The organism is Burkholderia sp. AU31624, from assembly GCF_020420065.1.
Taxonomy (GTDB): Bacteria; Pseudomonadota; Gammaproteobacteria; order Burkholderiales; family Burkholderiaceae; genus Burkholderia.
Genome location: NZ_JAIZRT010000013.1, coordinates 129,718 through 156,186, shown reverse-complemented (window position 1 = coordinate 156,186; position 26,469 = coordinate 129,718). Strand labels below are relative to the sequence as shown.

At 63.9% G+C, this 26,469-nt stretch carries 25 protein-coding genes; 9 read left to right on the top strand and 16 right to left on the bottom strand.

Translation table 11 applies throughout. From position 1 onward, the window contains the following. Positions 1–53 precede the first annotated feature (53 nt). Entirely contained in the window at positions 54–359 is a 306-nt protein-coding gene (locus LGM89_RS35055) for a hypothetical protein (RefSeq protein ID WP_226275532.1), read from the top strand. A 21-nt stretch (positions 360–380) separates the two neighbouring features. Here LGM89_RS35055 and LGM89_RS35050 read toward each other — a convergent pair whose 3' ends face one another. Continuing rightward, entirely contained in the window at positions 381–677 is a 297-nt protein-coding gene (locus LGM89_RS35050) for a hypothetical protein (protein WP_226207464.1), read from the bottom strand. Positions 678–1,162: 485 nt separating this feature from the next. Here LGM89_RS35050 and LGM89_RS35045 point away from each other — a divergent pair, with 485 nt between their 5' ends. Next, on the top strand, positions 1,163–2,737 hold the full coding sequence (locus LGM89_RS35045; RefSeq protein ID WP_226275531.1) for an EAL domain-containing protein: 1,575 nt from the start codon (positions 1,163–1,165) through the stop codon (positions 2,735–2,737). A gap of 89 nt (positions 2,738–2,826) precedes the next feature. On the opposite strand, the gene LGM89_RS35040 is transcribed toward LGM89_RS35045, so the two are convergent. The 13 genes from LGM89_RS35040 to LGM89_RS34980 form a co-directional block, all read right to left on the bottom strand. After that, positions 2,827–3,120, bottom strand: coding sequence for a hypothetical protein (locus LGM89_RS35040; protein ID WP_226275530.1), 294 nt, complete (start codon positions 3,118–3,120; stop codon positions 2,827–2,829). A 67-nt stretch (positions 3,121–3,187) separates the two neighbouring features. Beyond that, positions 3,188–3,394, bottom strand: a complete 207-nt coding sequence (locus LGM89_RS35035) for a hypothetical protein (protein ID WP_089497976.1) — start codon at positions 3,392–3,394, stop codon at positions 3,188–3,190. A gap of 9 nt (positions 3,395–3,403) precedes the next feature. Further along, the gene (gene rpsU / locus LGM89_RS35030; RefSeq protein ID WP_006754722.1) at positions 3,404–3,616 is read right to left on the bottom strand and encodes a 30S ribosomal protein S21; all 213 of its coding nucleotides are present in this window, start codon (positions 3,614–3,616) and stop codon (positions 3,404–3,406) included. A 33-nt stretch (positions 3,617–3,649) separates the two neighbouring features. After that, entirely contained in the window at positions 3,650–3,859 is a 210-nt protein-coding gene (locus LGM89_RS35025) for a hypothetical protein (RefSeq protein ID WP_089443608.1), read from the bottom strand. Between the two features lie 47 nt (positions 3,860–3,906). Then, positions 3,907–4,185, bottom strand: a complete 279-nt coding sequence (locus LGM89_RS35020; RefSeq protein WP_226275529.1) for a hypothetical protein — start codon at positions 4,183–4,185, stop codon at positions 3,907–3,909. Positions 4,186–4,589: 404 nt separating this feature from the next. Beyond that, complete coding sequence (locus tag LGM89_RS35015; RefSeq protein ID WP_179254934.1) at positions 4,590–4,742, bottom strand: hypothetical protein; 153 nt, start codon at positions 4,740–4,742, stop codon at positions 4,590–4,592. 233 nt (positions 4,743–4,975) lie between these two features. After that, positions 4,976–5,179 carry a cold-shock protein gene (locus tag LGM89_RS35010; protein ID WP_089457341.1) on the bottom strand — a complete coding sequence of 68 codons (204 nt, stop codon included), beginning with the start codon at positions 5,177–5,179 and terminating at the stop codon, positions 4,976–4,978. Between the two features lie 274 nt (positions 5,180–5,453). Next, the gene (locus LGM89_RS35005) at positions 5,454–5,738 is read right to left on the bottom strand and encodes a hypothetical protein (protein ID WP_089497979.1); all 285 of its coding nucleotides are present in this window, start codon (positions 5,736–5,738) and stop codon (positions 5,454–5,456) included. Between the two features lie 306 nt (positions 5,739–6,044). Further along, positions 6,045–6,962, bottom strand: a complete 918-nt coding sequence (locus LGM89_RS35000; protein WP_226275528.1) for a hypothetical protein — start codon at positions 6,960–6,962, stop codon at positions 6,045–6,047. Positions 6,963–6,987: 25 nt separating this feature from the next. Then, positions 6,988–8,025, bottom strand: a complete 1,038-nt coding sequence (locus LGM89_RS34995; RefSeq protein ID WP_319001529.1) for a sel1 repeat family protein — start codon at positions 8,023–8,025, stop codon at positions 6,988–6,990. Positions 8,026–8,100: 75 nt separating this feature from the next. Then, the gene (locus LGM89_RS34990; RefSeq protein WP_179254935.1) at positions 8,101–9,411 is read right to left on the bottom strand and encodes a sel1 repeat family protein; all 1,311 of its coding nucleotides are present in this window, start codon (positions 9,409–9,411) and stop codon (positions 8,101–8,103) included. 3 nt (positions 9,412–9,414) lie between these two features. Next, the gene (locus LGM89_RS34985; protein ID WP_089497984.1) at positions 9,415–11,430 is read right to left on the bottom strand and encodes a phospholipase D-like domain-containing protein; all 2,016 of its coding nucleotides are present in this window, start codon (positions 11,428–11,430) and stop codon (positions 9,415–9,417) included. Positions 11,431–11,433: 3 nt separating this feature from the next. Then, positions 11,434–14,280, bottom strand: coding sequence for a type VI secretion system Vgr family protein (locus tag LGM89_RS34980; protein ID WP_226275526.1), 2,847 nt, complete (start codon positions 14,278–14,280; stop codon positions 11,434–11,436). Between the two features lie 482 nt (positions 14,281–14,762). Here LGM89_RS34980 and LGM89_RS34975 point away from each other — a divergent pair, with 482 nt between their 5' ends. The 4 genes from LGM89_RS34975 (at position 14,763) to LGM89_RS34960 (ending at position 19,804) form a co-directional block, all read left to right on the top strand. Then, positions 14,763–15,521 carry a hypothetical protein gene (locus tag LGM89_RS34975; RefSeq protein WP_226275524.1) on the top strand — a complete coding sequence of 253 codons (759 nt, stop codon included), beginning with the start codon at positions 14,763–14,765 and terminating at the stop codon, positions 15,519–15,521. Between the two features lie 96 nt (positions 15,522–15,617). Next, entirely contained in the window at positions 15,618–18,002 is a 2,385-nt protein-coding gene (locus LGM89_RS34970; RefSeq protein ID WP_226275522.1) for a DNA polymerase II, read from the top strand. An 87-nt stretch (positions 18,003–18,089) separates the two neighbouring features. Then, positions 18,090–19,205 (top strand): J domain-containing protein, encoded by a 1,116-nt coding sequence (locus LGM89_RS34965; RefSeq protein WP_226275521.1) that lies wholly within the window; start codon positions 18,090–18,092, stop codon positions 19,203–19,205. Positions 19,206–19,480: 275 nt separating this feature from the next. Next, the gene (locus LGM89_RS34960; RefSeq protein ID WP_226275520.1) at positions 19,481–19,804 is read left to right on the top strand and encodes a DUF4148 domain-containing protein; all 324 of its coding nucleotides are present in this window, start codon (positions 19,481–19,483) and stop codon (positions 19,802–19,804) included. Positions 19,805–19,913: 109 nt separating this feature from the next. Here LGM89_RS34960 and LGM89_RS34955 read toward each other — a convergent pair whose 3' ends face one another. Next, positions 19,914–21,290 carry a pectinacetylesterase family protein gene (locus tag LGM89_RS34955; protein ID WP_226275519.1) on the bottom strand — a complete coding sequence of 459 codons (1,377 nt, stop codon included), beginning with the start codon at positions 21,288–21,290 and terminating at the stop codon, positions 19,914–19,916. A 67-nt stretch (positions 21,291–21,357) separates the two neighbouring features. Beyond that, complete coding sequence (gene plcR, locus LGM89_RS34950) at positions 21,358–22,062, bottom strand: phospholipase C accessory protein PlcR (protein ID WP_226275518.1); 705 nt, start codon at positions 22,060–22,062, stop codon at positions 21,358–21,360. Between the two features lie 430 nt (positions 22,063–22,492). On the opposite strand from plcR, the gene LGM89_RS34945 reads away from it, so the two are divergent. The 3 genes from LGM89_RS34945 (at position 22,493) to LGM89_RS34935 (ending at position 26,408) form a co-directional block, all read left to right on the top strand. Next, positions 22,493–23,719: an amino acid deaminase/aldolase gene (locus tag LGM89_RS34945; RefSeq protein WP_226275517.1), complete on the top strand. Its 1,227-nt coding sequence runs from the start codon at positions 22,493–22,495 to the stop codon at positions 23,717–23,719. An 83-nt stretch (positions 23,720–23,802) separates the two neighbouring features. Beyond that, positions 23,803–25,221, top strand: coding sequence for a D-arabinono-1,4-lactone oxidase (locus LGM89_RS34940; protein WP_226275516.1), 1,419 nt, complete (start codon positions 23,803–23,805; stop codon positions 25,219–25,221). After that, positions 25,218–26,408, top strand: a complete 1,191-nt coding sequence (locus LGM89_RS34935) for an MFS transporter (RefSeq protein ID WP_226275515.1) — start codon at positions 25,218–25,220, stop codon at positions 26,406–26,408. The genes LGM89_RS34940 and LGM89_RS34935 overlap by 4 nt, the downstream gene beginning before the upstream one ends. The last annotated feature ends 61 nt before the right edge of the window (positions 26,409–26,469 follow it).

Genomic DNA, 26,469 nt, shown 5'->3' with positions numbered 1-26,469 from the left:
CCGACGAACTCGCGTCCGCCCGCGCGGTCGAACGAGCATCGCCGGAGAATCCCATGAAACCCGTTGCTGCTGTCGCTGTCCTGACCCTGCTGGCCGCCGCCAGCTTGCCGGCCGCCGCCGGTGCGCCGTCCGGCAGCGCCGAGCCGGCGCTCGTTCAAGTGCACGCGAAAAACTGCGTGCCGTCCCGCGACGCCACGCCCGACGCGCGCTCGCCGTCAAAAGCCCCGCCGATCCGCGTATGCGTCAGCGATGCCAATACGCAACTGAACCTGCCGTGGTTCCTGACCGATGTGCTCACCGCGGTGGACACGCACCAGTCGGGCGGTGACCTGCTGCGCAAGATGCGCAACGATTTCTGAAGCGCGCCGGCGCCGTATCGTTCACTCCTCTCCGGACGTCTGCAGCACCTGCACGAACGTGCCGACCATGCCGGCCCACATCGCGGGATCGGCAATGCTGCGCAGCAGCGCGAGCAGTTCCTTTCGTTCACCTTTCGAAAGCGGGCCATGTTCACCGCTGATGGTGTTGTAGCGCGGCGTGCCGCGCGCAGCGAGCGAGCGGTTGAGCGAGTAGTTGCTGGCGTTCCCGTTCACGGCAATCCGGATCCACAGCGAACCGCCGTCGGCAGCGGCTGCGCCATCGGTCACGATGACCGTGCGCGCGGTATTTTCTTCCATCCCGAAGCTCCGGCGAGACGTGCGACCGTATCGCGCGGCGACCGGTCGCAGGCCGTCGGCAAGTCGACGAAGACAGCATCCCGAAAGAATGTTTCCTGTCGAGACACAATGACAAAACTACACCAATAGTTGAATAACAATATTTCGCAATCTCTCATCACATCTTATACTTGCCGCGCACCATCCTCGTGCCAAGAGACGGTGTTTTTTGTCCCGGCCGCAAGACCATGCGGCCGGGGGTTTTTTTCGGTGTGCTACGTCTATATACATGTGCTGCATGCCCATGTTTATCCAGGCAAGTCACCGGAATGATTGGCCGATTGCGCCGGGTCTGCCGCAGATGCCCGTCGCGACCGTAGCATCGATCGCATTGCGATACCGGCACGCACCGCGCATGGCCCGAACCCGGCATGACGCATGCGCCGGGTGTATCGACCGGTTCGACTCGCCTCTCCATACACACAACACCCAAGGCGACCGCGGGAATGTCAGCGTTCACGCCAGGCTCGAAGGCCGTTTTCCAGCGTAGCGGCGCATGGCCGCGGGTCGCCTTTTTCGCCGCCGTAATCGTTTGCGTGCTCGTGCCGGCATTCGCGATCGCACTTGCCGACCGCTACGCGCGCGATACCGTCACCGAGCATGAACGCGTCATCGCGAGCGACATCGTGGCCTCGGTGGACCGCATCCTGGACGGCGCGCGCCTGCGGCATGTGGACGAACTGACCGCGCTCGTCGGGCGGCCATGCCCGGCGGTATTCCGGACGCTCGCCGAGATAGGCACGCGCCTGCGCTATCTGCGCGCCGTCGCGCTGGTGCACGAGGGCCGCGTCATGTGTTCGTCGGCGCTGGGGGCGATCGACCTGCCGCTCGGCGCGTATACCCACGAGCCGGAACCGGGCTCGACGCTCGTCACGCTGCTGCGCCAGACGCCGTTCCAGCAAGGCATCCCGGTGCTGCCCGTGTTTTACGCGACTGCACCCGGCGCGGGTGTGCTCTACCTGATCGAAGGCGACTACGTGGCCGACGCGCTCGCGCACGGCGCCCGCTACGGGACGGAAACCGCGACGCTGTCGATCGCGGGTTCGGGCCATCTCGACCAGCACGGGAAATTCACGCCGGAGTCGGCCACCGAACCAGCAGGCGGAAGCACGATCGTGTCCCCCCGCTGGCCGTTCACGGTGCGGGTTGCCGCATCCGCGCACTATGCGTCGCAGGTCCGGCAGCACTATCGGCTGATCGGCATCACGATCGTGCTGCTGGCGGACGGCCTCGTGATGGCGGCCTACCTGCTCGCGATGGCGCCGCGCCGGCTGCTGCTGAAGGCCGTGCGAAACGCACTCAGGCGCGACGAGCTCCACGTCGTGTACCAGCCGATCGTCGATGTCGAGACGCGCAGGACCGTCGGCGTCGAGGCGCTGTTGCGCTGGCAGCACCCCAAGTGGGGGGCCATCAGCCCGGCCGTGTTCATCCCGCAGGTCGAATCGAGCGCGGTGCTGCCGAAAGTGACCGAATTCGTGCTGCGGACAGCCGTGGCGGAACTGTCCGCGCTGACGCCTTGCGCGCCGCTGCGCATCGCCATCAACATCGCGCCGAAGGATCTCGAGCGCACACGGTTCGTGTCCGTCGTCGAGGAGGCGATCCGCGCGCTGCCGCCGGGCTTTACGCTGGTGCTCGAAGTCACCGAGCGCATCCTGCTCGAGAAGAATGCGCGCACCACCGCGATGTTCCATGCGCTGCGAGCGAAAGGCGCGAAGTTCGCGATCGACGATTTCGGCACGCATCACAGCAATCTCGACTTGCTGTCACGCTTTCCGTTCGACTACGTGAAGATCGATCGCCAGTTCGTCTCGCAACTGAACGGCGGCAGTGCCGGGTTGATCGAGGGGATCGCGTCCGTGGCGCATCACTACGACCTGAAGATCATCGCTGAAGGCGTGGAAACAGAAGCGCAGCATCGCGCGCTGCATGCGGTCGGGATTCAGTATGCGCAGGGGTATCTGTATCAGCGGCCGCAGCGGCTGGAGCATTTGAAGGAGGATTTTGCGTGGGTGGCGGTGTAGCGGCGTGGCCGCATGCACGATTCCGCATGACCGACGCCAGCTCGACGCCGACCGGCACCCGCGTGCCGCCCGTGCGAGCGCGACCACGCTCAGACATGCTCCCGAAGGTAGCGGATGCACTTCATCCGCAAACTCGACCGGTCTGCCAGCGCATCCCGTGGCGCGCCCGTCTTCGTCGATTCAGCGTCGTCGACCGGGCGGGCCGCCTTCGCGATCTGAAGCGAAGCATGGCCTATCCAGACACGATCGCGCCAATCGCATTTCGCACGATGGATAACCAGCCAGCCTTGCAGCGATTCGACGAGTTGAAACGACGACAACCACTCGTGCGTCTTCCGTTGCGTCACGAGTTGCAATACAACGAGGAAATAGAGCAGATCCACGTACTTCGTCGTGACACGCATGGTTCGCCCTTGGGTTGTCGATGCTCGCGAGCGTGTCGTCGTCAGCTCATCCCTGGACGCTGAGCGCCTTCTCTAGCGCGGCAATCAACTTGAACGCATCGTCGCGTCCGATCAGAAAACCGCGGCTGGTGTACTCGCATCCGAACGCATAGAAGCTCGGCAGCAGCGTCACCATGTCCTTCTGCCGATCGAGATCGACCTGGCATTTGGTCAGCGGGAAAAACGGGGGCGCCTCGGCCGGCAGGGTGTACATGATGCCCTCCTAGTACATTTTGCGCGGCGGCAACATGCGCTTCGCGCGCAAGCGCTGTCTGGCCACGGCGCTCGCTTTTTTCCGCTTGCGTTCCGTCGTGGGCTTTTCATAGCCCGTGCGACTGCGCAACTCCCGAATCAGCCCGGTTTTCTCGATATCGCGCCGAAATCGTCGCAGCGCGACATCGATCGGTTCGTTGACCTTCAGCGTAACGGTTGTCATGGTGATCCTGTTTTCGAATGGTTGAACGGCACACTAGCCGAGTCGTGTCATGACGGCACTCGCGATCTCGTCGGACTCGAACTCCGAATATCCGGCTCCGATCGACAACGCGCGTACCGCCACGAACATTTGCAGTTCCTGCTGATGGCACCGCGCTGAATCGCCGATTCCGGTGGGCAGGATGGCGTCGGTCCTGATGACCTCATGCCGCCTGATCAGGCCGAGCAGCTCATCGATGATCATTTCGTCCTCCGAATTGACAACACATCGCGTTGCCTTGGCGGTTTGCCTCAAGGCTTGCCGGAAAAGAAGCCTTGTTTGTCGCGATTGTCGTCGATGATGTTTTCCGCGTAGCGCAGCGAAGCACGACGTGCATCGCCGGCACTGCCGAACGGGGCGTTGTCGCGCAACCTGAAAGTCTGGCTGTGCGTCAGCGTATCGCCGTGCAGGCAAATCTTGACTGCCGCATCGAAGCCGGCATCGTAGTTGTGCGGGCTGCCATCCAGCGCCGGCGCGTGAGGGTAAATCAGTGGATAGATCTCGAATCCACGGTAAATATGCATGCTCATGACAAGCTCCTGCGTCCGGCCGCGACGAATCGCACGGGCGAACAGGGCCGGCCAGTATCCCCGTTGCGGGGCGGGCCAGTGAGGTGAAAGGGACAACGTTGCAGCGCGGAGGTGGGGCGATGCAGCAAACGGGTAGAGGGAGGAGCGAGCGACCGGCTTACCAGGGTCGACCGGATGAACCCATCATACGCGCATCATTTGCCGACCGTCCAACTTATTCCGGATGACGCACAAAACCCATGGACGCGCCGCAGGTGCACGATGTCGGGTTGCAAGGTGTCGCGCGGAGCGCGTCGCCTTGTCCCGACGAAGACGGTCACGATCGGGCCGGCGTCGCCAGAATCGCTCTCCTGGCGAAGCAGCCGGTGGCCGCCTCTCGACTGACGGAATGATCCGGATCGCTATTACGGAGCCGGCGTGCGCTTCTTCGGACGCGATTGCGTATCCAGGGCCGACTTCGGCGGCACCCAGTTCAGTGCCGTGCCGAGCTTGGGCAGCACCACGGCCGGCTTGACGCGCGGCGGCGCCTTGTTGCTGCGTGACTGACTTCGGGTCATGCGATTCTCCTGCTGCGCGGTGTGCACGATCCGATGAGCGCTGCTCGTCCGATCGTGTACACGCTGCGAAAGCGGCTGGCGCACAGATGTGCACGCGGGCTCGACATCCCGATGCGCAACGGCTGGCCCTGCCGGGCCAGCATCGGCACACGTGGCGCCCGCGACGGCGGCACGTAGCGCAAGATGCGGCGATTGCGCGCCGCGCCGTGAACGAGGCGGACGGCTCTGGGCGATTACAGCGGGGTGATGTTCGATGCCTGCAGGCCTTTGGGGCCGTTCTTCGTTTCGTAGCTGACTTTCTGGCCTTCGGCGAGGGTCTTGAAGCCGTCGCCGCGAATCTCGGAGAAGTGCGCGAACAGATCGTCGCCGCCCTTGTCGGGCGTGATGAAGCCGAAGCCCTTGCCATCGTTGAACCACTTGACGGTACCGGTATCCATGTTAGATCTCCTGAAAATGAACGTGCGTAGCGCACCCTGACGGGTTCGAGAAAAGAATCAAGGAGGGGGAGGACAACGAATACCGCAGGCTACGGTCGGTGATGAGCAGCAATCGCGCTTCTTGAATACTTCACCAACCGACAGTACGTGTCATCACAGAGTGTGTCAAGCGCTTTCGGCGGACGGGCGGAATGCGCCGCCGCCGTCCGGGCGTCACTGATCGATGCTTCGACGGGAGGCGCATTCGTCGACCACGGCCATCCCGGCGGCGACATCAGAGGGTGGCCAGCAAACCCAGTTGATGCTCTGTCTCGGTTCCATTGATCAGCGCAAAGAACCCGGTCTCACGACGCTCGGCCACCGAAAGGCCCTCGGCGGCGGAGAAGACGTTCCACGCGACGTCATCGACATGCGCGAACCCGCCGCGCGCGCGTGCGAACGCGCGCAACATCGGGCTCGCTTCGCGGCGGAGCACCAGGCGGTCCGCATTCAATACATAGGGAGGCCAGCCGGCACGAAGGATGAGGTAGCAGGGAATGGAGCTGCGATCGATTTTCATGGGGGCGCCGTTTCGTCCGGATCCGGTTCGTGCAACCCAGGGCACTGCCTGCTTCAAAGTCGACGACACATCCACCTGCCGACCCGGGGCATCGATGCCCCCGCACGCCCCAACGCCCGGACGATGTCACGCCTGAATGCGAGGACTGTTCCATGGAACCGGCGACAAGGCTAGCCTCACTATACGCGCTGCCGCCGTCGCGCACACCTGCGCGGCGACCCGGCAGGAAGGAACCGGTGCGATTCAGTTTGTCATGGTTCCGATTCGATCCGGCCCCTCAGACGACTCGCGCGCGACAACCTGAAGCTACGGCGACGGCATGCCCTGCGGGGTGTCAACCGTGTCGCGGCTCACGGACGCGTAGAACACGCGGAACCACACCCAACAAGCCACAAAGGCACAGCCAAGAACAACGATCGCCATCATTCCGGACAGCACGCCCGTCCCCAGCATGCCGCCAAGCAACTGCACCGCCAAATAGAACACCACCGAGGTGGATGCCATCGCCGCGAGCGACGCGCCCAGCAAACGCCAGCCGTGCAGTCGCACGAGATCGCGTGGCAGGCCGAGTCGCGCTCCCGCAAAGACCAATGCCGCGGGAACGGCAACCGCGCCAACGTAGCCGAACATCATGCGCGCGAGGTCATCGTCAAAATAGTCGAGCAACATCGGCACCGTCGTCGTCATCAAGAGCAGACATACGCAGGCGAACAGCCACGCCGCGAGGCCGGCAATGGGCCGCGCTGCGCGACCTCGTGGCGCCTCGGGTAACGCATCGTTGCGAAACATGCGCGTGACGAGCCGCCACGCAAACCAGGCTACGAGCGCATAAAGGGCGGCGCTCACCGGCGCGATGAGGTTCAAGATGACCGTCAGATGGGTGCCATTTCTGACCAGACTCAGCAGCACCACCTGGACGATGAATATCTGTGCGATCTGCCAGACCAGCAGGCATAACGCATAGCTCGCGAGCAGCCTCGCGGGGCGACGAAACGCAAGCTGATCGCGATGCTCCCCGTGCCATCGGACAATCAGATAAACCAGGCCGGTTCGAAATACCAGGTTCTGGATGAAACTGGCCAGTTGCAACGCCAGCATCCGCGTGTCCAACGAGAACCTCGTCCACTGCGCGTAGAGGCCGGATAGAAACAGCAGCGTGATGATGAACGCTGCGATGAGTGCGGCGGCGCCGGGTAATGAGGCGGGCCGAGTGGGTGAATTCATGTGGACTCCGGGGTCGATGAGGTAATCAGCCGTGCGATGTCGGGCTGCCGGGAAGCGGTAGTCCCGTCGCGGGGTCGCGATGCTTGGCTTTTGCCAATTCGTTGATGAGTTCGCCCGAGGGTTTCGGGGGCGGTGTGGCGGCGTCTTGATTCTTTTGCCACTGGAATGTGCCGTCCCACGCCGGGAGCTTTGCAGGCGGCAACGGAACGATCTTGTCTAAGTCGGGGACCTTGGGGTTACGGCCGTCATTGGCTCGAAGAAATTTTCCGATGACGTTGTATCGGTGAACACGCTCAGGATCAACGTGAACGTCAAGATTGCTTACCGGGTCGTTCCCACCATTTACATCAAACGCGCTCTCGAGCAAGAGCGCCGATTGACTGCTGCCTGCCGCGACGCTCATTTGAAATGCTTTGGCAGCATCACTGAATTTCTTGTCGGTCTGAAGACTCACGCCAAGGTAGTTCGCCGCCTCGGCATGACCCTGCTCCGCTGCACATTGAAACATCTGAAGAGCGATGTCGGGCGCAGCGTCGGCCGGATCAAGCAAGTTCGCAACGTAATATTGAGCATCGGCGCTGCCCAGATCAGCCGCTTTACGAATATACCGGCGCGCGGCAGTTTCATCGCGCTGGAGGCCATAGCCGTTCAGCAGGTAGTGGCCAATATCGTAATATCCGCTAGCGACACCCGCCGTGATCAACTGCTCGGCAAGCTCGACACTCTCCTTCTCGGCGTCAGGTGACGACGCTGCCCCGGACGAAATAAGAATTTGTAGATTGTGATTGGCCTTGTAATGCCCGAGCGCTGCTGCAATCCGGTAGTAGCGAGCGACGTCGTTGAGACCTTTCTGCGCTTCTTCTTTCTCAAGATACCGGGCGTATTGAAATAATTTATCCGCCTCCGGATCGAGAGGGGGCAGATGATCGACCTCGTGGACGCAGGCGAAGGCCAGATTCAGACGTACCGCGCTCACATCAGGTAACGGACTCGGGGCATTTTCGCTCTTCGAGCAAGCTGCCAGCAGACACGAAATCAGGAGGACGATACGCGTTCTGCGCATGGTTGATCGAGCCTGTTTCGCGTGGCCGCAATCGAGCTAGCAATTGCGGCCACGCAGCATTGTGGGATGAGTCGATCAAACCTGATCAAGGTAAGCCACAAGTTCCCACGAAACCTGTTCGACGTGCTGGCGCGTACCCATCATGCTGTCGAGTATCGCCAGCTTTCTCGGTTCATGCACGACGACGGACGGCAATGCGTCTCCCTTCAGAAACCGGCGCTGCGTATCTCCGACCTGACCGCTACCGAGTTTCGCGCACCACACGCCGTCTTCCGGACAAGGTTGGCCGGTGCGCGCCACTGCACCCAACGGCAGGCGGGATGCGACATTTTCCGGTTGCTCGACCTGTGACGTCTTGTCTGCCGATCCCGGAAGCGGCAACCCGGTCGCGGGATCGAGGTGCTTGGCCTTCGCCATCTCGTTGATGAACTCATCCGAAGGCTTCTGAGGCCGCGTAGCTGCGTCTTGCTCCTTTTGCCATTGGAATGTGCCGTCCCAAGGTGGCAGCTTCGCGGGTGGCAATGGAACGATCTTGTCGATATCGAGAACCTTGGGGTTCCTGGTTTCATGATCGGTCAGGAATTTCCAGATAGCTTCGTAGCGCTTTGATCGCTCGGTATCCACCGAGAGGCCCAAGTAATAGAGTTCGTCTTTGGGCGACGAAGAAACAAATCCATTTTTTAAATACGAGGCAGAGGTTACATCCCCGGCCCGCACTCCTGACTGAAATATTTTCACCGCCATTTGATAATTTGCTTGCTCCTGAAGATTAATTCCGAGCACCCCGGCAGCCTCGCCATAGCCTTGATCAGTAGCGCACTGTCGCATCTGCCTAGCAATATCGGGAGCCCGATCGTGTGGCGCAAGTTGCTCAGCGACGTAGGTTTGGGCCTCAGGATTTCCCAAGTCGGCCGCCTTCCTGAAATACCGCAAGGCCATCTCGGTGTCTTGCTTTAACCCATAGCCTATTTCAAGGTAGTGCCCGATGTCGTAATAGCCACCAGGAACGCCATCATTGACTAATTTTTTTGCAAGCTCAACAGTTTCCTTTGCTCCATCCGGGGAATTGGCCATCCCTTGAGAAATCAATTTCTGCGCATTGGAATTAGCCTTATAGTGGCCATACGCTGCAGCAATTCGATAGTATCGAACGATCTCATTGAAATCCTTTGGACCATCAAGTTTCTGTAAATACCGTCCATACTGAAACAACTGATCTGCCTTCGGATCAAGCGGTGCAAGGTGTTCGGCCTCATGGACGCACGTGAATGAAAGATTGGCCCGTACGGCCGACATATCGGGTAGATTCGATTCCACTGAGTCTTCCTTTGGGGTGCAGGCACACGCCAGCAACACAACCGCATAAATTGAGAGCGACTTTCTCATTTTTCAATCTTTGTAGGAGCGTTCGTTTGACATGCGCATGAAACGAACGATTGAAGCGTATGGAGATTTAACGCCACCATTCTGGCGATCCGCATTCTTCTTAAGAATATCAGTCCATGTGGTAAAAGCCTCAGCCGGAGCATCCTGCATTCCCTCCTTGTTTGTGTGCAGGCTCCACAACTGCTTGCGTAGTCTCTTGGTCACGTCACCATTCTCGTGACAGATATTGAGTTCGCTATCCGCTTCCATGCTACGTGTGTTGATGTTCGCCGAACCAAGAGTCGTAAACACGTCGTCGATCGTCATCAATTTTGCATGAACATAGACGGGCACCCAGTTGCCCGGCGGGGAATCCGGAGCCACGAGCGTACAGACATGAACCTTGAGGCCCTCGTATTCCTGGTTGAGAACAGGTTGCGGCGCACTCTTCATTTGCGATGCAATCGATTCCCGTTGCTGTTTCAATTGTTCGACTCTCGCCTTTGCATCGGCAACCCGCTTTGCCGAGTCCGGCGAGTCGACGATGCCTTGCACTTCGAACGCCCCAAGCAACGCCTGGTTTGCCTGCGACTGCTGATCCACAACCGACGCCATCTGATTCTTCAAATCGGACTGGCGAGCGTCCTCTTGCTCCAACGCCGCGACACCCGGAATGCTCTGCGCCTTCCCCAACGCGTTCAGCATGCGGTAAGTATTGACGGTCCCGGTTCCGACTGCCTCTTCACCCGAATTCGTGATGGCAAACAGATACAGTGGGCCATCCTTGGTGACGTTGCGCCCCCAATGGACGTGCTTGGCAGCGACCGCCTTGATTGCATCCGCAAGCGGCGGCCATCGAAAATATTGATTCTGGATAAAGATGTGCTGCGTTGCGTTGTTCACCGCTTGCAGATAAAGCTTCTCGATGTCGCGTCGCCCCTTCTGGGACTGCGTGCGCGCGATCTGGGCCATCATCGGCGTATCACCGCCCGGAGCGTATCGAACCTTGAGGCGATCCTTAAGACCCTCCCGTGCCTTGCCAAGGCCCTGGCCGGTGGCATCGTCCCATGCCTGGCAGAAGTTCGCATTCAGATACTGCAATACCGGACCAGTCACATAGCTGGAGATGTCTTGCCACGGACTTGGACCATTTCGCCCGGTCGAAGGCGTCTTTGGCTTGTAACTGTGATCATCCGTATCCCAGTACTGATCGAGCATGTTATGCCCCATCACAAAGCCGACGGCGTTCTCCGGGTCCTCATAGTCAACAAGCACCATCTTTTGGTGGTGTGTCGGAATTCCGGCACCCATGCCAACGCTGTTCATCGCCTTGGTTTCGAGGTCACGGTCCTTGTCTTTCCCATGCCAGAAAGTACGCCATGCAATCTCCGCCCGATTGGCGGGACTGAAACCCCGAGTGGCGAAGTCGACATTCTTTAGCGCGTGGTCTTTGTAGTACAGTGCACGCGCTTTTTCGTAGGCCAGTTTCGCCATGGGCTTCAGGGGCGTCACGGGCGACACCAGTGAAACGCTTGTTACGTTATTCAAGTCAGCCCGCCAATACCATTCCGCGTCGAATTTTCTTTCTTCATCAGTTTGATAGTCACGGGACAACATCGTGCTCCGACGATAGGTGTCGTCAGATATATGTTGCTTCAGCCCGGTCACCACGTCGTAGCCCGGCATGTTGTTCTCACCCAATTCGGTGAGGTACAACGGGTCCCGCCAACACAGCAATCGGATCTTGACGCCTTTCTGCCCCTTCTGCTCAAGCAACTCTCCGATCCGAAGTGAGCTACCGTCGCGCTTGAAATACATGGACGGCTGAAACCCCCAGCAAATGATGTCGATGGTGTGCTGTGCTTTCATGAGCACATCATAGAGCGTCTCAAATGCTTCTTTACCGTTTACCAAGGGCCTGAATGTCGCTTGCTTCGCCGCGTATTCGGTAAATTGCAGAAACCATGGCAGCGTCGCCGTCGCGTTCGACGTGTGATTCAGAGCCAGCGGCGTAGTGAAGGTATTGTTCTGCATTGCCATGAGCTATGCGTCCGAAGAAGGGTTGAGCAGATCGTTGTACTGTTGTCGGTGGACGGCCCGATCAGGAGCGACTTCGTCGTCAGGCGAACTCTCGAGGAACTGAAACCCCTGATTGGCGAGTTTCCCATTCACCGCATCCCGATACTCCCCCGGCACCGGAATCTCGTGCTTCACGCCATTCGCCATCTCCAGCGTGTACTTCTGCGTGGTGACCTGGTGATCGATCGGCAACTGCCCCGTCTTGTCGAACACGCCCTGCTTGACCAGCGCCCCGTCTGCGTAAAGCTTGTACGGCATGCCCACCGGAACGACACTGGTCGCGGACGGCGACGCCATCGTATTCAGCATCAGCCGTCGCGTCGGCAGATCCTTGAACGCCGGATTGGTCACATCCATGCTCGTCGGGCCGCTGAACGCATGCTGCGCCCCCTTGACGTCGATCTTGCCCGGCGCATGAATCTCGATGTCGCCGCCTTTGAGCCTGATGTACGCACCGCCCGACGTCAGCAGGATTTCCTGCTGTGCCGATGCCTGGACCTTCTCGGTCACAGACGCCAGCAACAGCGACTTCTGCGCCGTCACTTCGACATTGTCAGCGTGGGTCTGAACCTCGATCTTCCCCTTCGCCGCGAACAGCTTCATCCCGGCGTTCTGCACGAACAGGCTCAGTTTCTCCGTAATGCTGGCGACGAGCGACTTGCCGGTCGCAATGTGCGTGCTTTGCCCGCTGACGATATTGACGTGCTGATCGGCTGCAACGTGCGTCGACTTCTGCGTCGACAGACCGATACCCGCAGGCGCGGCAACCAGGATCACCGGCTGCTTGAACGCGCCGGCGTCGCCCGTCCCTCCACCGGCCGTCACACCACCACCGACCGTCGCACCCGACTCGTTGTGCTGCGCCGCATCCGCAAAGGCCTTGAAGGTGTCGTGGCCCTCCTTCAGGCTTTCCGCCTTCGACGTTTCGCTTGCCTGCGACAGGCCATCGAGGATATTCGCCGAGCCGTTCAATTGACGCGTCGCCAACGTCGTATCGAGCGGCTGACTGGCGACCGGGTGCGTCGTGACGAACAGCCCTCGCCCTGCCCGCAGCGCACCGTAGGCGTCCGAACTCAGATCGAAGCCTTTGCCCAGGTAACTGCCACGCGTGTTGTCGGTCTGGTCGATCAGGTAGCCCAGGTGCAACGCTGCGTTCGTACTGCTGCTGTACAGGTGCACGCGGCTCTGGCCCGTCGAATCGTCCATCACCATCTGGTTGTAACCGCTCCCCGAGAACTCCTGAGACCGGTAACCCGACAGCAGGGCATTCGAATGCCATCGTGGCTTCGCGCTCCCGTTGTACACCCGGTGTAGCGCAATCGGACGATCGATGTCGTTCCCGATATGACCAATCAGCAATTCCTCTCCCGCGCGCGGCATGTGAACGCCGCCGTACCCGTCGCCGGTATCGGATTGCGCGACACGCACCCAGCATGAAGCACGCTCGTCGCCTTGGTTGTGCCGGTCCCAGATGAACAGCACCTTGATCCGGTTCAGGTCGTCGGTATACGCCTGCGCCCCCTTCGGACCGGCAACGATGGCCGATTCGAGTTTCGCTTCGGGCTTTTTGTGTTCGAGGGGGCTGTGATACGGAACCGACGTGCGCTGCGCTTCGATGGCAACGCGATAGAAACCCGTCGAGCCATCGGCATGCGACACAGCGAACAACTTGTCCGTGTCGTCCGCTTCGGCCTGCTTCACTGCCTGATAGAGGCTATGCGGGTAATTTGCTTCGTGCCCCGAAAGAGGCACGTTGTTGACGATGATCCACTCGACCTCGATCACCGCGAATTCCCGATGGTCCGCCGCGTCCTGATCATGCTCGGGATGCCCGGTCAGCGTGAAGCGCCGCCCCGCATCGATGCGGCGCACCCCGCCGACACCGTCGTAGCGCTTGGCCTGCGACTCCCATTCCTCCATGCGGATCTTGCTGAGATGGTCGCCACGCTCCTGCTCGGGGTACGTATAGCCGCCCGTATATTCATACACTTCGGCCTGCGAAGGGAGATCGCCCTGATTGGCCATTGTTGGAACCGACGTCGCTTTCGGATTGGCTGGCGTGGCCGGATTCTTGTAGTCGAACGTTCGCGTCGACAGCAGGACAGACTGCAGCGTCCGCGTTCCGGCCCACTGCGTCAACGCGTCCACTTCGCCATGAACGCCCGCGCGGGAAAATTCGACCGTTGCCGGCGCAAGCGGCTCGAGCGTCTGAAGACGATCGGTAATCACCAGCGTATGGGATTTGCCGTCCTGCGCCTGTTTCCAGATGCCGTACAGGCCCTCGGATTCGAGCAGCCGGTGAATGAAATTCCAGTCGGTTTCGTCCTGACGGCAGTACGAGCGCGAAGGCAGCGGTTGCGACAGTTCAAAGCGATACATCCCGCGTGCCTGCGGATGATCGTTGAATACATCGGTAATGATCGCGTCGACGCTTTTGTCTTGCCAGTGACGCTGGTCGCGGCGGAACTTCAGAAAATGCAGCCACGACGAGAAACTGAGCTGGTAGCACGCGAGGCCACCGTCTACGCCGAGTTTTCTCGCGGTATGAACGTAGCCGTGGTGCGGAAAATAGGTCTTGTCGGTCTGCTGGATCCACAGCGTGATCGGCTGCGAAATCAGTGTCTTGAGCTGGACATCGTTCGACGTCGACACGCAGTCGATCATGAACAGGTAATCTCGACCGATACGGGACTGCCCATATACCCGATGGGGGATCAGAACATTGCTGCCAAGCGGAGTATCAAGTTTGAGAAGCCGCTCCTGCTGGGCCAGCCCTCCCGTAATCGCCCCGATCACGCCGTGCGCATCCATAGCGCCTCTCTCAGAATTATGTTGTTCTTGACTGACGATTCTACGAATGACGATTCTGTGACGTCAATCGGGTGGAATTCAAATAATTGAAAACTGTAATTATTAATTCATCCACATGAATGGCTTTAGTAATTTCACCCTGCTGCTCCGCACAACCCATTCGCACCGTATCCCGGCAGCCCAGTGACGCCTGGCGACGACTTCCGCGCAATGCGACGCCGCATCTTTCCGCTTGACGTTCCTACCCACACGACGCCCGCCAACTGCGATCCCCGCCCCATACGCCCTGTTATGATCGTTCGCCTCACGTCCGTTGCCGGCTCCTCGCAGAAAAGGTGACCGAACAACTTTCCCCATCGGTGTGAGCACAGGCAGCACCTCAAGAAGAGCAACCGAGAGAGACGACGGGACGCCACACGTACCCGCCACCAATTTCCGATCCGGCCGTGCGGGCTTTCGGTCCGCCATCAGGAGACATCGCCATGAATTTCATCCTGCGCGTCGGGCGTACCTGGGATACCCAGATCGCCGCCATTCGCAACGCAGTCACGGAAGACACCAACCTGATCCGCTACGACAACACGTTCTACCGGATCTGCTCGAACGCGTTGCCGCCCTCCTTCACGGTCAGCGTGCTCCCCAGCACCGTCAGCCCGCCGCTCGTCTTGAACATGCGCACGCGCGACCTGTACGTCGAGCTGATTGGCGGCCATCCGTTCGAGAATTACTCGCACAACCTCGACAGGATGCCGTTCGAAGCAACCGCCACCAGCGGCGAGGATGCGGAGCGCGGCTTCTCGCTCGACAGCGCGATTCGCGGCCTGCTGCGCATACAGGGCGGCGACAAGCGCATGCTCAGGCCCGACGACCGCTTCCTCGCGCAATCGCTTGTCGTGTTCTGCGTGGCCGAATCGCTGCGGTTCGACAGGATCGCGACCGAACTCGGGCAGTTCTTCCGATCGTCTTACGACCCGAACCATCCGGAGATCGGCAATTTGCTGAAAGGGGTCGCGCGGATCCGGTACCTGCATTCGTGGCTGCAGATGGCGAAGAACTGGGAAAAGACGACCAAGGATGTCTTCGACGGCATCCCGGACAAGATGCGCGAGATCGTCGTCCAGCCCCGCAGCCGGTTGTCCCCGGCCGACCGGCAAGCGTCCGCGCGCGTCGACCTCGTCGGGTTCGGCGACGTGACGCGGTCCATCGCGCCGGGCATGCGGGTACTGATGCGGCCGTCGTGATGCGGTGACGTCGTGACGCTCTCGCGGCCGGCGCCTGCGGTTCCCCCGCCCAAGCGCTAAAATCCGCCGCCTGGGCATCCACCACGAGCAAGCGTTTTGACGGCGTTCGAGCAGGGTTTCATCCTCACCCGCCACTGGCGGGACACCGCATCCGGCATCGAGATCGAGTTCTGGCTGGCAACCGAACACGGTCCGCGCCGCGTACGGTTGCGCCCGCAGGAAGCCGTCGCGTTCATTCCGGCCGAACAGCAGGCGCTCGCCGAACGCGCGCTGGCCGGCGAGCGCGAGGCCGAGTTGCGCCCGCTCGCGCTGCGCGACTTCCGGCAGCGCCCGGTCGTCGGCCTCTATTGCAAGCGCTATCGCCATCTGTCCGGGCTGCAGAAGCGCCTCGCGGCAGAGGGCGTCGACGTCTACGAAGCCGACGTGCAGCCGCCCGACCGCTACGCGATGGAGCGCTTCATCACGGCGTGCGTGCAGTTTCGCGGGCAACCCGGCCCCGACGGCACGCTTGCCGGCACCGAGCTGAAAGCCGCGACCGGCTATCGCCCGGCGCTGCGCTGCGTTTCGCTCGACATCGAAACCAGCGTGCACGGCGAGCTGTACTCGATCGCGCTCGAAGGCTGCGGGCAACGCCAGGTCTACATGCTCGGCCCGCCGAACGGCGGCGACGGTGACGCAGCAAACGCCATCGACTTCCGCCTCGACTACTGCGACAACCGGCCCGCGATGCTCGCGCGGCTCAACGAATGGTTCGACGAACACGACCCCGATGCGGTGATCGGCTGGAACCTCGTGCAGTTCGACCTGCGCATCCTGCATGCCCATTCGGAGCAATACGGGATCCCGCTGAAACTCGGCCGCGGCGGCAGCGTACTCGACTGGCGCGCGCACGGCCAGCAGCCCGATCACTTCTTCGCGGGCGCGGCCGGCCGGCTGATCCTCGACGGCATCGACATGCTGAAATCCGCGACGTGGACGTTCCCGTCGTTCAGCCTCGAATACGTGTCGCAGGCGCTGCTCGGCGAAGGCAAGTCGATCGACAACCCGTACCAGCGGATGGACGAGATCCAGCGCCGCTTCGATCACGACAAGCCGGCGCTGGCGCGCTACAACCTGAAGGACTGCGAACTCGTCACGCGCATCTTCGACAAGGCCGACCTGCTGTCCTTCGCGCTCGAACGCGCGAGCGTGACGGGCCTCGCGGCCGATCGCACCGGCGGGTCGGTCGCGGCCTTCACGCATCTGTACCTACCGCGCATGCACCGGCTCGGCTATGTCGCGCCGAACCTCGGCGACGTGACGGGGCAGAACAGCCCCGGCGGCTTCGTGATGGATTCGCGCCCCGGGCTGTACGACTCGGTGCTCGTGTTCGACTACAAAAGCCTCTATCCGTCGATCATCCGCACGTTCCTGATCGATCCGGTCGGGCTGATCGAAGGGCTCGCGCATCCCGGCGACGACGCATCGGTGCCCGGCTTTCTCGGCGCACGTTTCTCGCGTACCGCGCACTGCCTGCCCGATATCGTGCGCCGCGTATGGGAAGGCCGCGACGACGCGAAGCGGCAGCGCAACGCGCCGCTGTCGCAGGCGCTGAAGATCATCATGAATTCGTTCTACGGCGTGCTCGGCTCGACGGGCTGCCGCTTCTTCGACCCGCGCCTCGCGTCGTCGATCACGATGCGCGGGCACGAGATCATGCACCGCACGCGCGAGCTGATCGAAGCGCAGGGTTACGAAGTGATCTATGGAGACACCGATTCGACGTTCGTGTGGCTGGGCCGCGCGCACGACGACGACGAAGCCGGCACCAAGGGCCGCGCACTCGTCGAGCACGTGAACCGCTGGTGGCAGGCGCACCTGCGCGACCACTTCGGGCTCGAGAGCGCGCTGGAGCTGCAATACGAGCGGCACTATCGCCGCTTCCTGATGCCGACCGTGCGCGGCGCGGAAGAAGGCAGCAAGAAGCGCTATGCGGGGCTCGCGGCAGCGGCCGACGGCGGCGAGGACCTCGTCTTCAAAGGGCTCGAAACGGTGCGCACCGACTGGACGCCGCTCGCGCAGCAGTTCCAGCGCGAGTTGTACCGGCGCGTGTTCAGCCGCGAGCCGTACCAGGATTTCATCCGCGACACCGTGCGGCGCACGCTGGCCGGCGAATTCGACGACCAGCTCGTCTACCGCAAGCGCGTGCGCCGGCCGCTGCGCGAGTACGAGCGCAACGTGCCGCCGCACGTGCGCGCGGCGCGGATCGCCGACGCGTTCAACCAGGAACAGGGGCGGCCGCTGCAGTATCAGCGCGGCGGCTGGATCAGCTACGTGATGACGACGGCCGGCCCCGAGCCGCTCGAAACGATGCGCTCGCCGATCGACTATGCGTTCTACCTGAGCCGCCAGTTGCAGCCGGTGGCCGACGCGATCCTGCCGTTCCTGCGCGACGACTTCGAGCGCGTGATCTCCGGGCAGGGGCAGTTGTTCCTCGAGTAGCCGCGCCAGATCGGGCAAGGGAGACACGGCGGGCCGGTTAAAATACCGCGCTGCTGCGCGTCCTGCCGCAGCCGAAGGAGATTCATCATGACCGCACGTCGCGGAACAGCGGTCGCCATCGCGCCCGACCACGAGGCAGCCAGCCTGTCGAACGCCCAGAAAGCATTCAATACGCTCGTCCAGCAGATCGAGAAGCGGCGCGAGCGGCTCGGCGCGTGGGAAGCCGCGATGCCGGCCTTCCAGAAGAAATTCGTCGATGAGCTGTTGCCGCTCGAACAGGCGTCCACCGCGCTGCGGATCCGGTTGCTCAATCAGCTCGACGACGCGTATCTGCAGAAAGGATTGAGCAAGGCGGAACAGCACACCCTGTCCGGGATGATCGCCAGCATGGCGCGCGACTTGCTCGACTTCAGCGACGACGCGCAGCTGAAGGCCATCCATGCCCGGCACGGCGCCGCCGATCACGCCAGCAACGCAGCAGCCGAGCCGGAACCGGAGCCGAAGCCGGAATCGACGCCCGGCGTGACGAAGGAAGACGATCTCGACGCGCTGTCGCCCGAAGAACTCATGGCGCGCATGCAGGCCGAACTGGACGCGCAGTTCGAGCGGGACATGGCCCAGCACGCGGCACGCGAGGCACAGCGCGCCAAGCGCAAGAAAGCGCCCCGCCAATCGGCCGCGCTGGCGAAGCGCGAAGCCGAGCAGGCCGAAGCGAGCCGGTCGATCCGCGAGGTCTACCGGAAGCTGGCGAGCGCGCTGCACCCCGATCGCGAAACCGATCCCCAGGAACAGGAACGCAAGACCGTGCTGATGCAGCGGGTCAACCACGCTTACGCGAACGGCAAGCTCCTGCAACTGCTGGAGCTGCAACTGGAGATCGAACAGATCGACCGGCACGCGATCAACGGCCTCGGCGAGGATCGGCTCGCGCGCTACAACGGCATCCTCGAAGATCAGCTTCGCGAGCTGGACCAGGAGATCCAGGACGTCGAGACCGGTTTCCGGCGGACTTACGGGATCGCGCCGTCGGTCAAGGTCGCGCCCGATACCATCATGCGCATGCTCACGCGCGACATCGCCGGCACGCAGCGCAGCATCCACGACCTGAACCTGACGCTGCGCGAATTCGACGATCCGGCGAACGTCAAGGAATGGCTGAAGGACATGAAGCGCCAGCGGGCCTTTCCGCGTTTCGACGACTAGCCGTGCCGGGCAGGCATGCGCCTGCCCGCCGAGCATCGCGTGCGTAGCCGGTCTGACGCAACGGCGGCGTGCCCCGCATCGATCGGCATTCCACGCGAATCAACCCACCCGGAACCGGGCACCAAGGACGCCGTATTTCCCCCACTGTCACGGATTCAGGAACACAGTTGGACAGGAATCGGCATTTATCCGGCCGATCCGGGTTCCTAAACTTGTCTCGTCGGTTCAGCCAGCCGCCATCGCGCCGAACCGCAACGAAACCGTCTGAGGAAACCGTGAAATCCATCATCGTCACCATCGCCACCGTCGCCGCTACCGCCACCGCCCTCCTCGCCGCACCGGCCGTGTCGTACGCGCAGTCGTCGCACTCGACGCTCACGCGGGCGCAGGTTCGCCAGGAATTGTTCGACCTCGAATCGGTCGGCTACGAGCCGATCGCCGCCGATGGCGACAACTATCCGGGTGACATCGTCGCCGCGCAGGAACGCCTGGCCGCCAAGCAGCTGGCCGAGCGCAAGAGCGCCGAAGCGGCCTACGGGTCGAACGGTGTGCCCGGCACGGATTCAGGCGCGCCGGCGGTTGCGGTGGTGAAGCCGTAACGTAACGCCGCTCCTCCGCACGGCCACGCATCGACGCAGGCGTGCGGCCACGACATCCGGCCGCCGCGCTGCGCCGCGCTCGCCCGCTCGGGCGAACCGCCGCTTCACGTCACGCCCGGTGCCCCGAGATCGGCCCCGCTTCGCCGGTCAGGTTGAAGATGCTGTCGATCCACGCCAGAAACGTCGAGAACGTGAAATCCGACCCCTGCTGCGTGCGGAACGCCTTCATCACCGGCGTATCGGCCGGGTCCTGCTGGTTCAGCAGGTTGTCGACGAAGGTGCCGATATCCGCGTCGATGCCGTGCTCGTGGATCCCCGACCCGGTGAAGCTGACCGCCGTCACCTGGTGGTTGGCGATGAAGTCGTTGCGCGCCCACGGCATGAAGTAGCCGAAGTTCGGCAACGGGTTCAGCGTCTGCTTCAACCCGTCCAGCTCCCGCCCGAACATCGCGAGCGACAGTGAATCCTTCGTCGCGTCGTCGGGCGCCGCGATCACGGCCGGCACGAACGCGCGATAGTGATACGCGGCGATGATCTTGTCGCGCTGGTAGCTCGAGAAGCCGAAGCGGTCGTGCGGAAATGTCGCCGACAGCGCCGCATACGCGCTCCCCATGTTGCCCGGATCGAAATGGTTGGTCAGCCGGCTGTTCACGGTGATCATCCCGTCGGGGCCCGTCATCCCCCACTCGGTGCGCACGCGATCGTACAGGCCGACCGACGGATGCGTGGCCGCGTCCGCGTCGAACGGCGTGTTGAAGACCGTACCGGCGTCGTCGAGCAGCGAACTATGCGCCTGCGGCTGCAGCGTGTTGCGCAGCGTCGCGTAGTTCGCGAGCGTGCCGTAGCCGCCCGCGCTCATCCCGTACACGAGCAGCCGGTTCGGCTTGCCGAAGCCGTGCGACGTCAGCCACTGCGCGACGGCCTGGATGTTCTTCAGCCCGCTGTAGTGCTGCAATCGCCAGTCGCCGCTCGGCGACGTGTAGTTGCGCACCGCGCTGCCCATGTGGATATCTCCGGTGCAATAGGGCACGAAAACCTGTGTCCACTGCTGGGTCTCGACCTTCGGTTCGCCGACGAGAATATGCGCGAGATCCATCCGCGTAAGCAGCGGCGACAGGAACGACGACAACAGGCTCTGATTCGCGGTGCCGTTCATGTAGTTGTGCGGAATGCCGTCCGGGTTGAAGCCGCCGAGGCCGGCCTCGGCGCCGGTCGACGTCTGCGTGCAGGTGCCGTAGTCCCAGCACGCGCCGCCCGGCTCCATCATGTACAGCAGGTTGTCCGACTGCGCGCGATTGACGTAGAAGCGCATCGGCGTGCCGTTGCCGCACGATGCACCGGTGCTCTCCGGCAACGTCACTTCGTACCACGAATAATACGGAATCGCCGGATCCGGCATCGTCGTATCGGCGGCGTGACCGTTCAGTGCCGCGCAACCGAGCAGCATGGCAACGGCCGCGCGCAGCAGGCTTCGTGCTGTGGACATCTCCCCTCCTTGTCGATGGACATGACGCGGCCGTCGGGGCTTCGCCTCGGCGTCGCGGATTCGGCGCTCAGTGCACGCCGGACGATGAAGCACCGTCGAACAGCTGGACCCGCAATGCCTGCAGGCGCTGCGCGATTGCGGCTTGTTGCTGGTCGGGATCGGGAACGCTCGCCTGAACCTGCCGGACGACGTCGCGGCTCTGCTGTTCGTACGAGAGATAGCGCGGGTCCTGCGCCGGCGACGGGCCGACCGTCTGCTGCGCATAGGTGTCCCATTGCGCGCGCATCGACCGGATCGCCGCGCCGCGCGTCGCGGGATCGGCTTCGGTATCGGTGAGCAGCGCCGCGCTCAGTGCCTCGGCCTGCACGGGTACGATCTCGTTGCGCGCGACATGGTCGGGGAGTTCGTCGAGAATCCGGTGCGCGAGCGCGGCGCGCTCGGCGTGCGGCATGCTGTTGCGGCGATCCCCATACGCGGCAACCTCGTCGCGAAAGCGCGCGAACGCGACGATGCGCTTCACTTCGGCATCCGCGTCGGGGCGCCCCGCGAGGCTGCGGCGCAGCGCGTCGACGTCGAGCCGCCGCTCCTCGGGGCCGGGCGTCGCGGCGCCGGTGCCGAACGTATCGGCTGCGCCACGCTGCGCGCTCGCCGTCGTGGTCGTTGCGTCGGACGACGCGGCTTGCGCCGGCGTCGCCGCTTCATATCGCCAGACTGCAACGACGACCACGCCGATCGCCGCGATCGCGCCCGTGTGCCGCCAGTTCTTCTTCACGTCGCCTCCTCGTCACGTCATGCCGTTCTTCGCCGGTGCATCCGCGAGTAGGTTCTAGGTCGAATCCGGCAGGCAGTCAAAAGCGGCACTAGAACGCAGGCACTAAACCTGCTCGCGGCGGCCACGTCCCGCCAGACGTTTGAAACGCATTTCCTGATCGTTCGGCCAGGCGCGCGATGTCGCGCATCACGCCCGTCCGGCGGCGGTTCGGGCCGACACGTACCGTGTGCGCCGCGACACCAAGCAAGCGGCGATCCAGCCGCACGGCGCGCCGTTGTCACACATCGGCGTGACCGATACGGATGGCCGGATAAGACCCGTCGAACGACCCGCTGAGCGCTTGGTCGTCATTTTGGCCGGCCCTATGCTGGTTTCCGACACGCGCCGAACGGTCGGCGCGACGCCCACCCCACCCAGCCGAGCCCGTTCCATGAGCCGTGCAGACCTTCCGCATCGCGCACCCGCCGCCGTCCACGACTATCCGACCTATCGCGCCGCGCTCGCGGGCCGCCGGCTACCCGCCGCATTCGTCGACCTCGACTGCCTCGACGCGAACCTTGCCGACCTGAAGCGCCGCGCACGCGGCCTGCCGATCCGGCTCGCGACGAAGTCGGTGCGCTCGCGCGAACTGATCGGCGCGGTGCTCGCCGCCGGCCCGTTCATGCAGGGGCTGCTGTGCTACTCGGCCGCGGAAGCCGCGTGGCTCGCCGACGGCGGCTTCGACGACATCGTCGTCGCGTATCCGACCGTCGAGCCCGACGACCTGCGCGCGGTGGCCACCCAGCTCAGGCGCGGCCGCTCGATCACGCTGATGGTCGACGACACCGCGCAGGTCGACGCGATCGATCGCATCGCTCACGACGAACGCGTGACGATCCCGCTCGCGATCGATCTCGACATGTCGTCCGCGTATCCGGGCCTGTACTTCGGCATGTACCGCTCGCCGGTGCGCGACGCGGCCGGCGCACTCGCGCTCGCGAACCGCATCGGCGAGCGACAGCACGTGCGGCTCGACGGACTGATGGGCTACGAAGGACAGATCGCCGGCGTGGCCGACACGGAGCCGGGCAGCGGCGCGCGCAACGCGCTGGTGCGGCACCTGAAGCGCCGCTCGGCGCGCGAGATCAACGCGCGCCGCCACGCGGCCGTGCAGGCGCTCGCGGCGGCCGGCCACGCGCTGCGCTTCGTGAACGGCGGCGGCACCGGCAGCATCGAGAGCACGCTCGGCGACGCGTCGGTCACCGAGCTCGCGGCCGGCTCCGGCCTCTACGCGCCGGCGCTGTTCGATCACTACGCGGCGTTTCATGCGCAGCCGGCCGCCGGCTTCGCGCTGCCGGTCGTGCGGATCCCACAGCCGGGCATCGTGACCTGCTCGGGCGGCGGCTATGTCGCATCGGGCCCGGCCGGCAAGAGCCGCCTGCCGCGGCCGTGGCTGCCGGCCGGCTGCACGCTGATCGACAACGAAGGCGCGGGCGAAGTGCAGACGCCCGTGCGCGTGCCGCGCGGCGTCGCACCGGCGATCGGCGATCCGATCCTGTTCCGCCACGCGAAGGCCGGCGAACTGTGCGAGCGCTTCAACACGCTGCTGCTGATTCGCGGCGGCCGCGTGGTCGGCGAGGCGCCCACCTATCGCGGCGAAGGCAAGAGCTTTTTCTAGCGGGCCGCGCGGCCCGTCGTTCAAACCGCTCAAACCGGTCAACCCGTTCAATCCATTCAAACGACAACCACGGAGACAATGCCATGTGGCGCAACTGGTCGGGATATGTCTGCAGTCCTGATGCAACCGTGTCGACGCCTGCGTCGCTCGCCGGGCTCGCGGCCGTGCTGCGCGACGCGGCGGCCGCCGGCGCCACCGTGCGCGCGGCCGGCGCCGGTCACTCGTTCTCGCCGCTCGTGCAGACCGACGACGTGATCCTGTCGCTCGACGCGATGCAGGGCGTGATCGACGTCGACCGCGACCGGCGCGTCGCGCGCGTGCAGGCCGGCACGCGGCTGTGGGCACTGGGCCCGGCGCTCGCCGCGCACGGCCTCGCGATGGAGAACCTCGGCGACATCAACGTGCAGTCGATCGCCGGCGCGACCAGCACCGGCACGCACGGCACCGGCATCACGCTCGGCAACCTGGCGACGCAGATCGACAGCCTGACCTTCATGTGCGCGGACGGCAGCGAGATCCGCGCGAGCGCCGACACGCATCCCGACCTGTTCGCCGGCGGCCGGATCGGGCTCGGCGCGCTCGGCGTGCTGACGGAGATCGGCCTGCGCCTCGTGCCCGCGTTCAAGCTGCGCCTCGAGCGCGGCGGGATGAATCTCGACGACTGCCTCGCGCAAGCGGACGCGCTGATCGCAACGCATCGCTCGTTCGAGTTCTACTGGTTCCCGCATACGGACACCGTGCTGACCAAGGCATGGGACATGACCGACGAGCCAGCCGACGCGGTGCACTGGGCGAGCCGTGCATCCGAGTCGTTCCTCGAGAACACGGTGTTCGGCGCGCTGTGCGGGCTCGGCCGGCACGTGCCGTCGCTGTGCCCGGCGCTGAGCCGGCTCTGCGCATCGACGGTGTCGGCTGGCCGGCACGTGGATGCGAGCTACGCGATGCTGTCGACGGTGCGCCGCGTGCGCTTCAACGAAATGGAGTGGTCGGTGCCGGCCGAACGCGGCGCCGATGCGCTGCGCGAGATCCGCGCGTTCATCGCGCGCCGCAGCTTCCCGCTGATGTTCCCGCTCGAATACCGCTGGGTGCGCGGCGACGACATCTGGCTGAGCCCCGACTACGGCCGCGACAGCGTACGCATCTCGGTGCACCAGTACCGCGGAATGCCGTTCGACGCGTACTTCTCGGGCGTGCAGGCGATCTGCCGCAATCACGGCGGGCGGCCGCACTGGGGCAAGGTGCATGCGATGAAGGCCGCCGAGCTGGCGGCGTGCTACCCGCACTGGGACGATTTCCTCGCATTGCGCGAACGGATGGACCCGCACGGCCGCTTCCTGACGCCGTACCTGCGCACGCTGTTCGGCCTGCCGCAACGCGCAAGTGCAAGTACAAACGCAGCCTCAGCCGTCCGCGCCATGCCGGCCCGCCGAGGGACACACCCGATGCACGAAACGGCCGGCATCGCACATGATCGGCCGCGATCCAACCAGGAGGCCTCGTGAACACCGCCACCCTGCATGCCGCCGCACAGTCGCGCCCCGATCCGTCGACCGGCGCCGTCGTTCGTCTCGCGTTCGCGTTCGCCGCGGCCACCAACGGCCTGATCCTGTCGCCGTTCCTCGTCGCGGCCGTGATGACGCGCTTCCGGCTCGACGAAGGCACCGCGACCGCGCTCGTGAGCGCCGAGATCCTCGGCATCGCGATCAGCTGCGCGCTGCTGTCGCACCGGATCGCGCGCGCCGCGCGGCCGTTCACGCTGGCCGGCCTCATCGGCACGCTCGCCGGGCAGGCGCTCAGCGCGGTCGCGCCCGGGATCGTGTCCGCGGCGCTCGCGCGCGGGATGACAGGGCTGTTCGAAGGGATGCTGTTCGTCGTCGTCGCGTCCGGCGTGTCGCAGCGCGCGTCGACCGACCGCCTGTGGGGGCAGATCAACCTGCTCGCGGGCGTCATCAACGGCGGCATCCTCGTGCTGATCTCCGCGTTGCCGGCCGGCTGGCTCGAGCGCGGGGTGTTCGCGCTGCTGGCGGCCGTCGTCGCCGTGCTGGCGCCCGCGATCCGCGGCATCGACGCATTCGCGAGCGCCCCCGCGCAGAGCCTCGCGCGGGCCGGCACGCTGCCGTGGCGGCCGGTGATCGCGATCTGGGTCGTGACCGCGCTCGTCTACGGCGTGCAGGCATCGCAATGGGCGATCGCCGGCTTCGTCGGCGAGCGTGCCGGGCTGTCGCCAACGACGATCGGCGTGCTGCTGTCGGTGTCGTCGCTGCTCGGCTTCGTCGGCGCGGCGATTCCGTCGCATCCGGCCAGCCACAAGCACCGCCTCGCGCTGATCTGGGCCGCGCAGCTCGCGATGATCGCGTCGATCGAATGGTTCTTCCGCGCGCGCGGCGGCAGCGCGTACTTCCTGAGCCAGTTCGTGCTGAACAGCGCGTTCTTCGTGATCGTGCCGTTCCTCACCGGGATGCTGTCCGACGTCGACCCGGACGGCTCGCTGGTCGCACGCACGCTCGTCGTCACGTTCTTCGCGGCCGGCATCGGCACCGCGCTGTCGGGCGCGCTGCTCGGCCGCTTCGGCGGCACACGCGTCGCCCACGTGCTGTGCGTGGCGGTGCTGGCCGCTGCCCCATTCGTGCGGCTTGCGCTGCGCCGCGCGGCGCCCGGCACGGTGGCGCACGCGGCGCCGTCGCCGTGACCGCAGTGCGTCATGCCGTGGCCGCGACGCACCACGAGAATGGCCACCGCGGCCTTGGTCC

Excerpts from the sequence above, each read along its gene's own strand:
- LGM89_RS34995 (WP_319001529.1), bottom strand. The coding sequence starts at position 8,025 with ATGCGCAGAACGCGTATCGTCCTCCTGATTTCGTGTCTGCTGGCAGCT.
- LGM89_RS35010 (WP_089457341.1), bottom strand. The coding sequence starts at position 5,179 with ATGGATACCGGTACCGTCAAGTGGTTCAACGATGGCAAGGGCTTCGGC.
- LGM89_RS35055 (WP_226275532.1), top strand. The coding sequence starts at position 54 with ATGAAACCCGTTGCTGCTGTCGCTGTCCTGACCCTGCTGGCCGCCGCC.
- rpsU (WP_006754722.1), bottom strand. The coding sequence starts at position 3,616 with ATGACAACCGTTACGCTGAAGGTCAACGAACCGATCGATGTCGCGCTG.
- LGM89_RS35035 (WP_089497976.1), bottom strand. The coding sequence starts at position 3,394 with ATGTACACCCTGCCGGCCGAGGCGCCCCCGTTTTTCCCGCTGACCAAA.
- LGM89_RS34965 (WP_226275521.1), top strand. The coding sequence starts at position 18,090 with ATGACCGCACGTCGCGGAACAGCGGTCGCCATCGCGCCCGACCACGAG.
- LGM89_RS35005 (WP_089497979.1), bottom strand. The coding sequence starts at position 5,738 with ATGAAAATCGATCGCAGCTCCATTCCCTGCTACCTCATCCTTCGTGCC.
- LGM89_RS35045 (WP_226275531.1), top strand. The coding sequence starts at position 1,163 with ATGTCAGCGTTCACGCCAGGCTCGAAGGCCGTTTTCCAGCGTAGCGGC.
- LGM89_RS34980 (WP_226275526.1), bottom strand. The coding sequence starts at position 14,280 with ATGGATGCGCACGGCGTGATCGGGGCGATTACGGGAGGGCTGGCCCAG.
- LGM89_RS35015 (WP_179254934.1), bottom strand. The coding sequence starts at position 4,742 with ATGACCCGAAGTCAGTCACGCAGCAACAAGGCGCCGCCGCGCGTCAAG.
- LGM89_RS34945 (WP_226275517.1), top strand. The coding sequence starts at position 22,493 with ATGAGCCGTGCAGACCTTCCGCATCGCGCACCCGCCGCCGTCCACGAC.
- LGM89_RS35000 (WP_226275528.1), bottom strand. The coding sequence starts at position 6,962 with ATGAATTCACCCACTCGGCCCGCCTCATTACCCGGCGCCGCCGCACTC.
- LGM89_RS35020 (WP_226275529.1), bottom strand. The coding sequence starts at position 4,185 with ATGAGCATGCATATTTACCGTGGATTCGAGATCTATCCACTGATTTAC.
- LGM89_RS35050 (WP_226207464.1), bottom strand. The coding sequence starts at position 677 with ATGGAAGAAAATACCGCGCGCACGGTCATCGTGACCGATGGCGCAGCC.
- LGM89_RS34955 (WP_226275519.1), bottom strand. The coding sequence starts at position 21,290 with ATGTCCACAGCACGAAGCCTGCTGCGCGCGGCCGTTGCCATGCTGCTC.
- LGM89_RS34940 (WP_226275516.1), top strand. The coding sequence starts at position 23,803 with ATGTGGCGCAACTGGTCGGGATATGTCTGCAGTCCTGATGCAACCGTG.
- LGM89_RS34975 (WP_226275524.1), top strand. The coding sequence starts at position 14,763 with ATGAATTTCATCCTGCGCGTCGGGCGTACCTGGGATACCCAGATCGCC.
- LGM89_RS34990 (WP_179254935.1), bottom strand. The coding sequence starts at position 9,411 with ATGAGAAAGTCGCTCTCAATTTATGCGGTTGTGTTGCTGGCGTGTGCC.
- LGM89_RS34985 (WP_089497984.1), bottom strand. The coding sequence starts at position 11,430 with ATGGCAATGCAGAACAATACCTTCACTACGCCGCTGGCTCTGAATCAC.
- LGM89_RS35025 (WP_089443608.1), bottom strand. The coding sequence starts at position 3,859 with ATGATCATCGATGAGCTGCTCGGCCTGATCAGGCGGCATGAGGTCATC.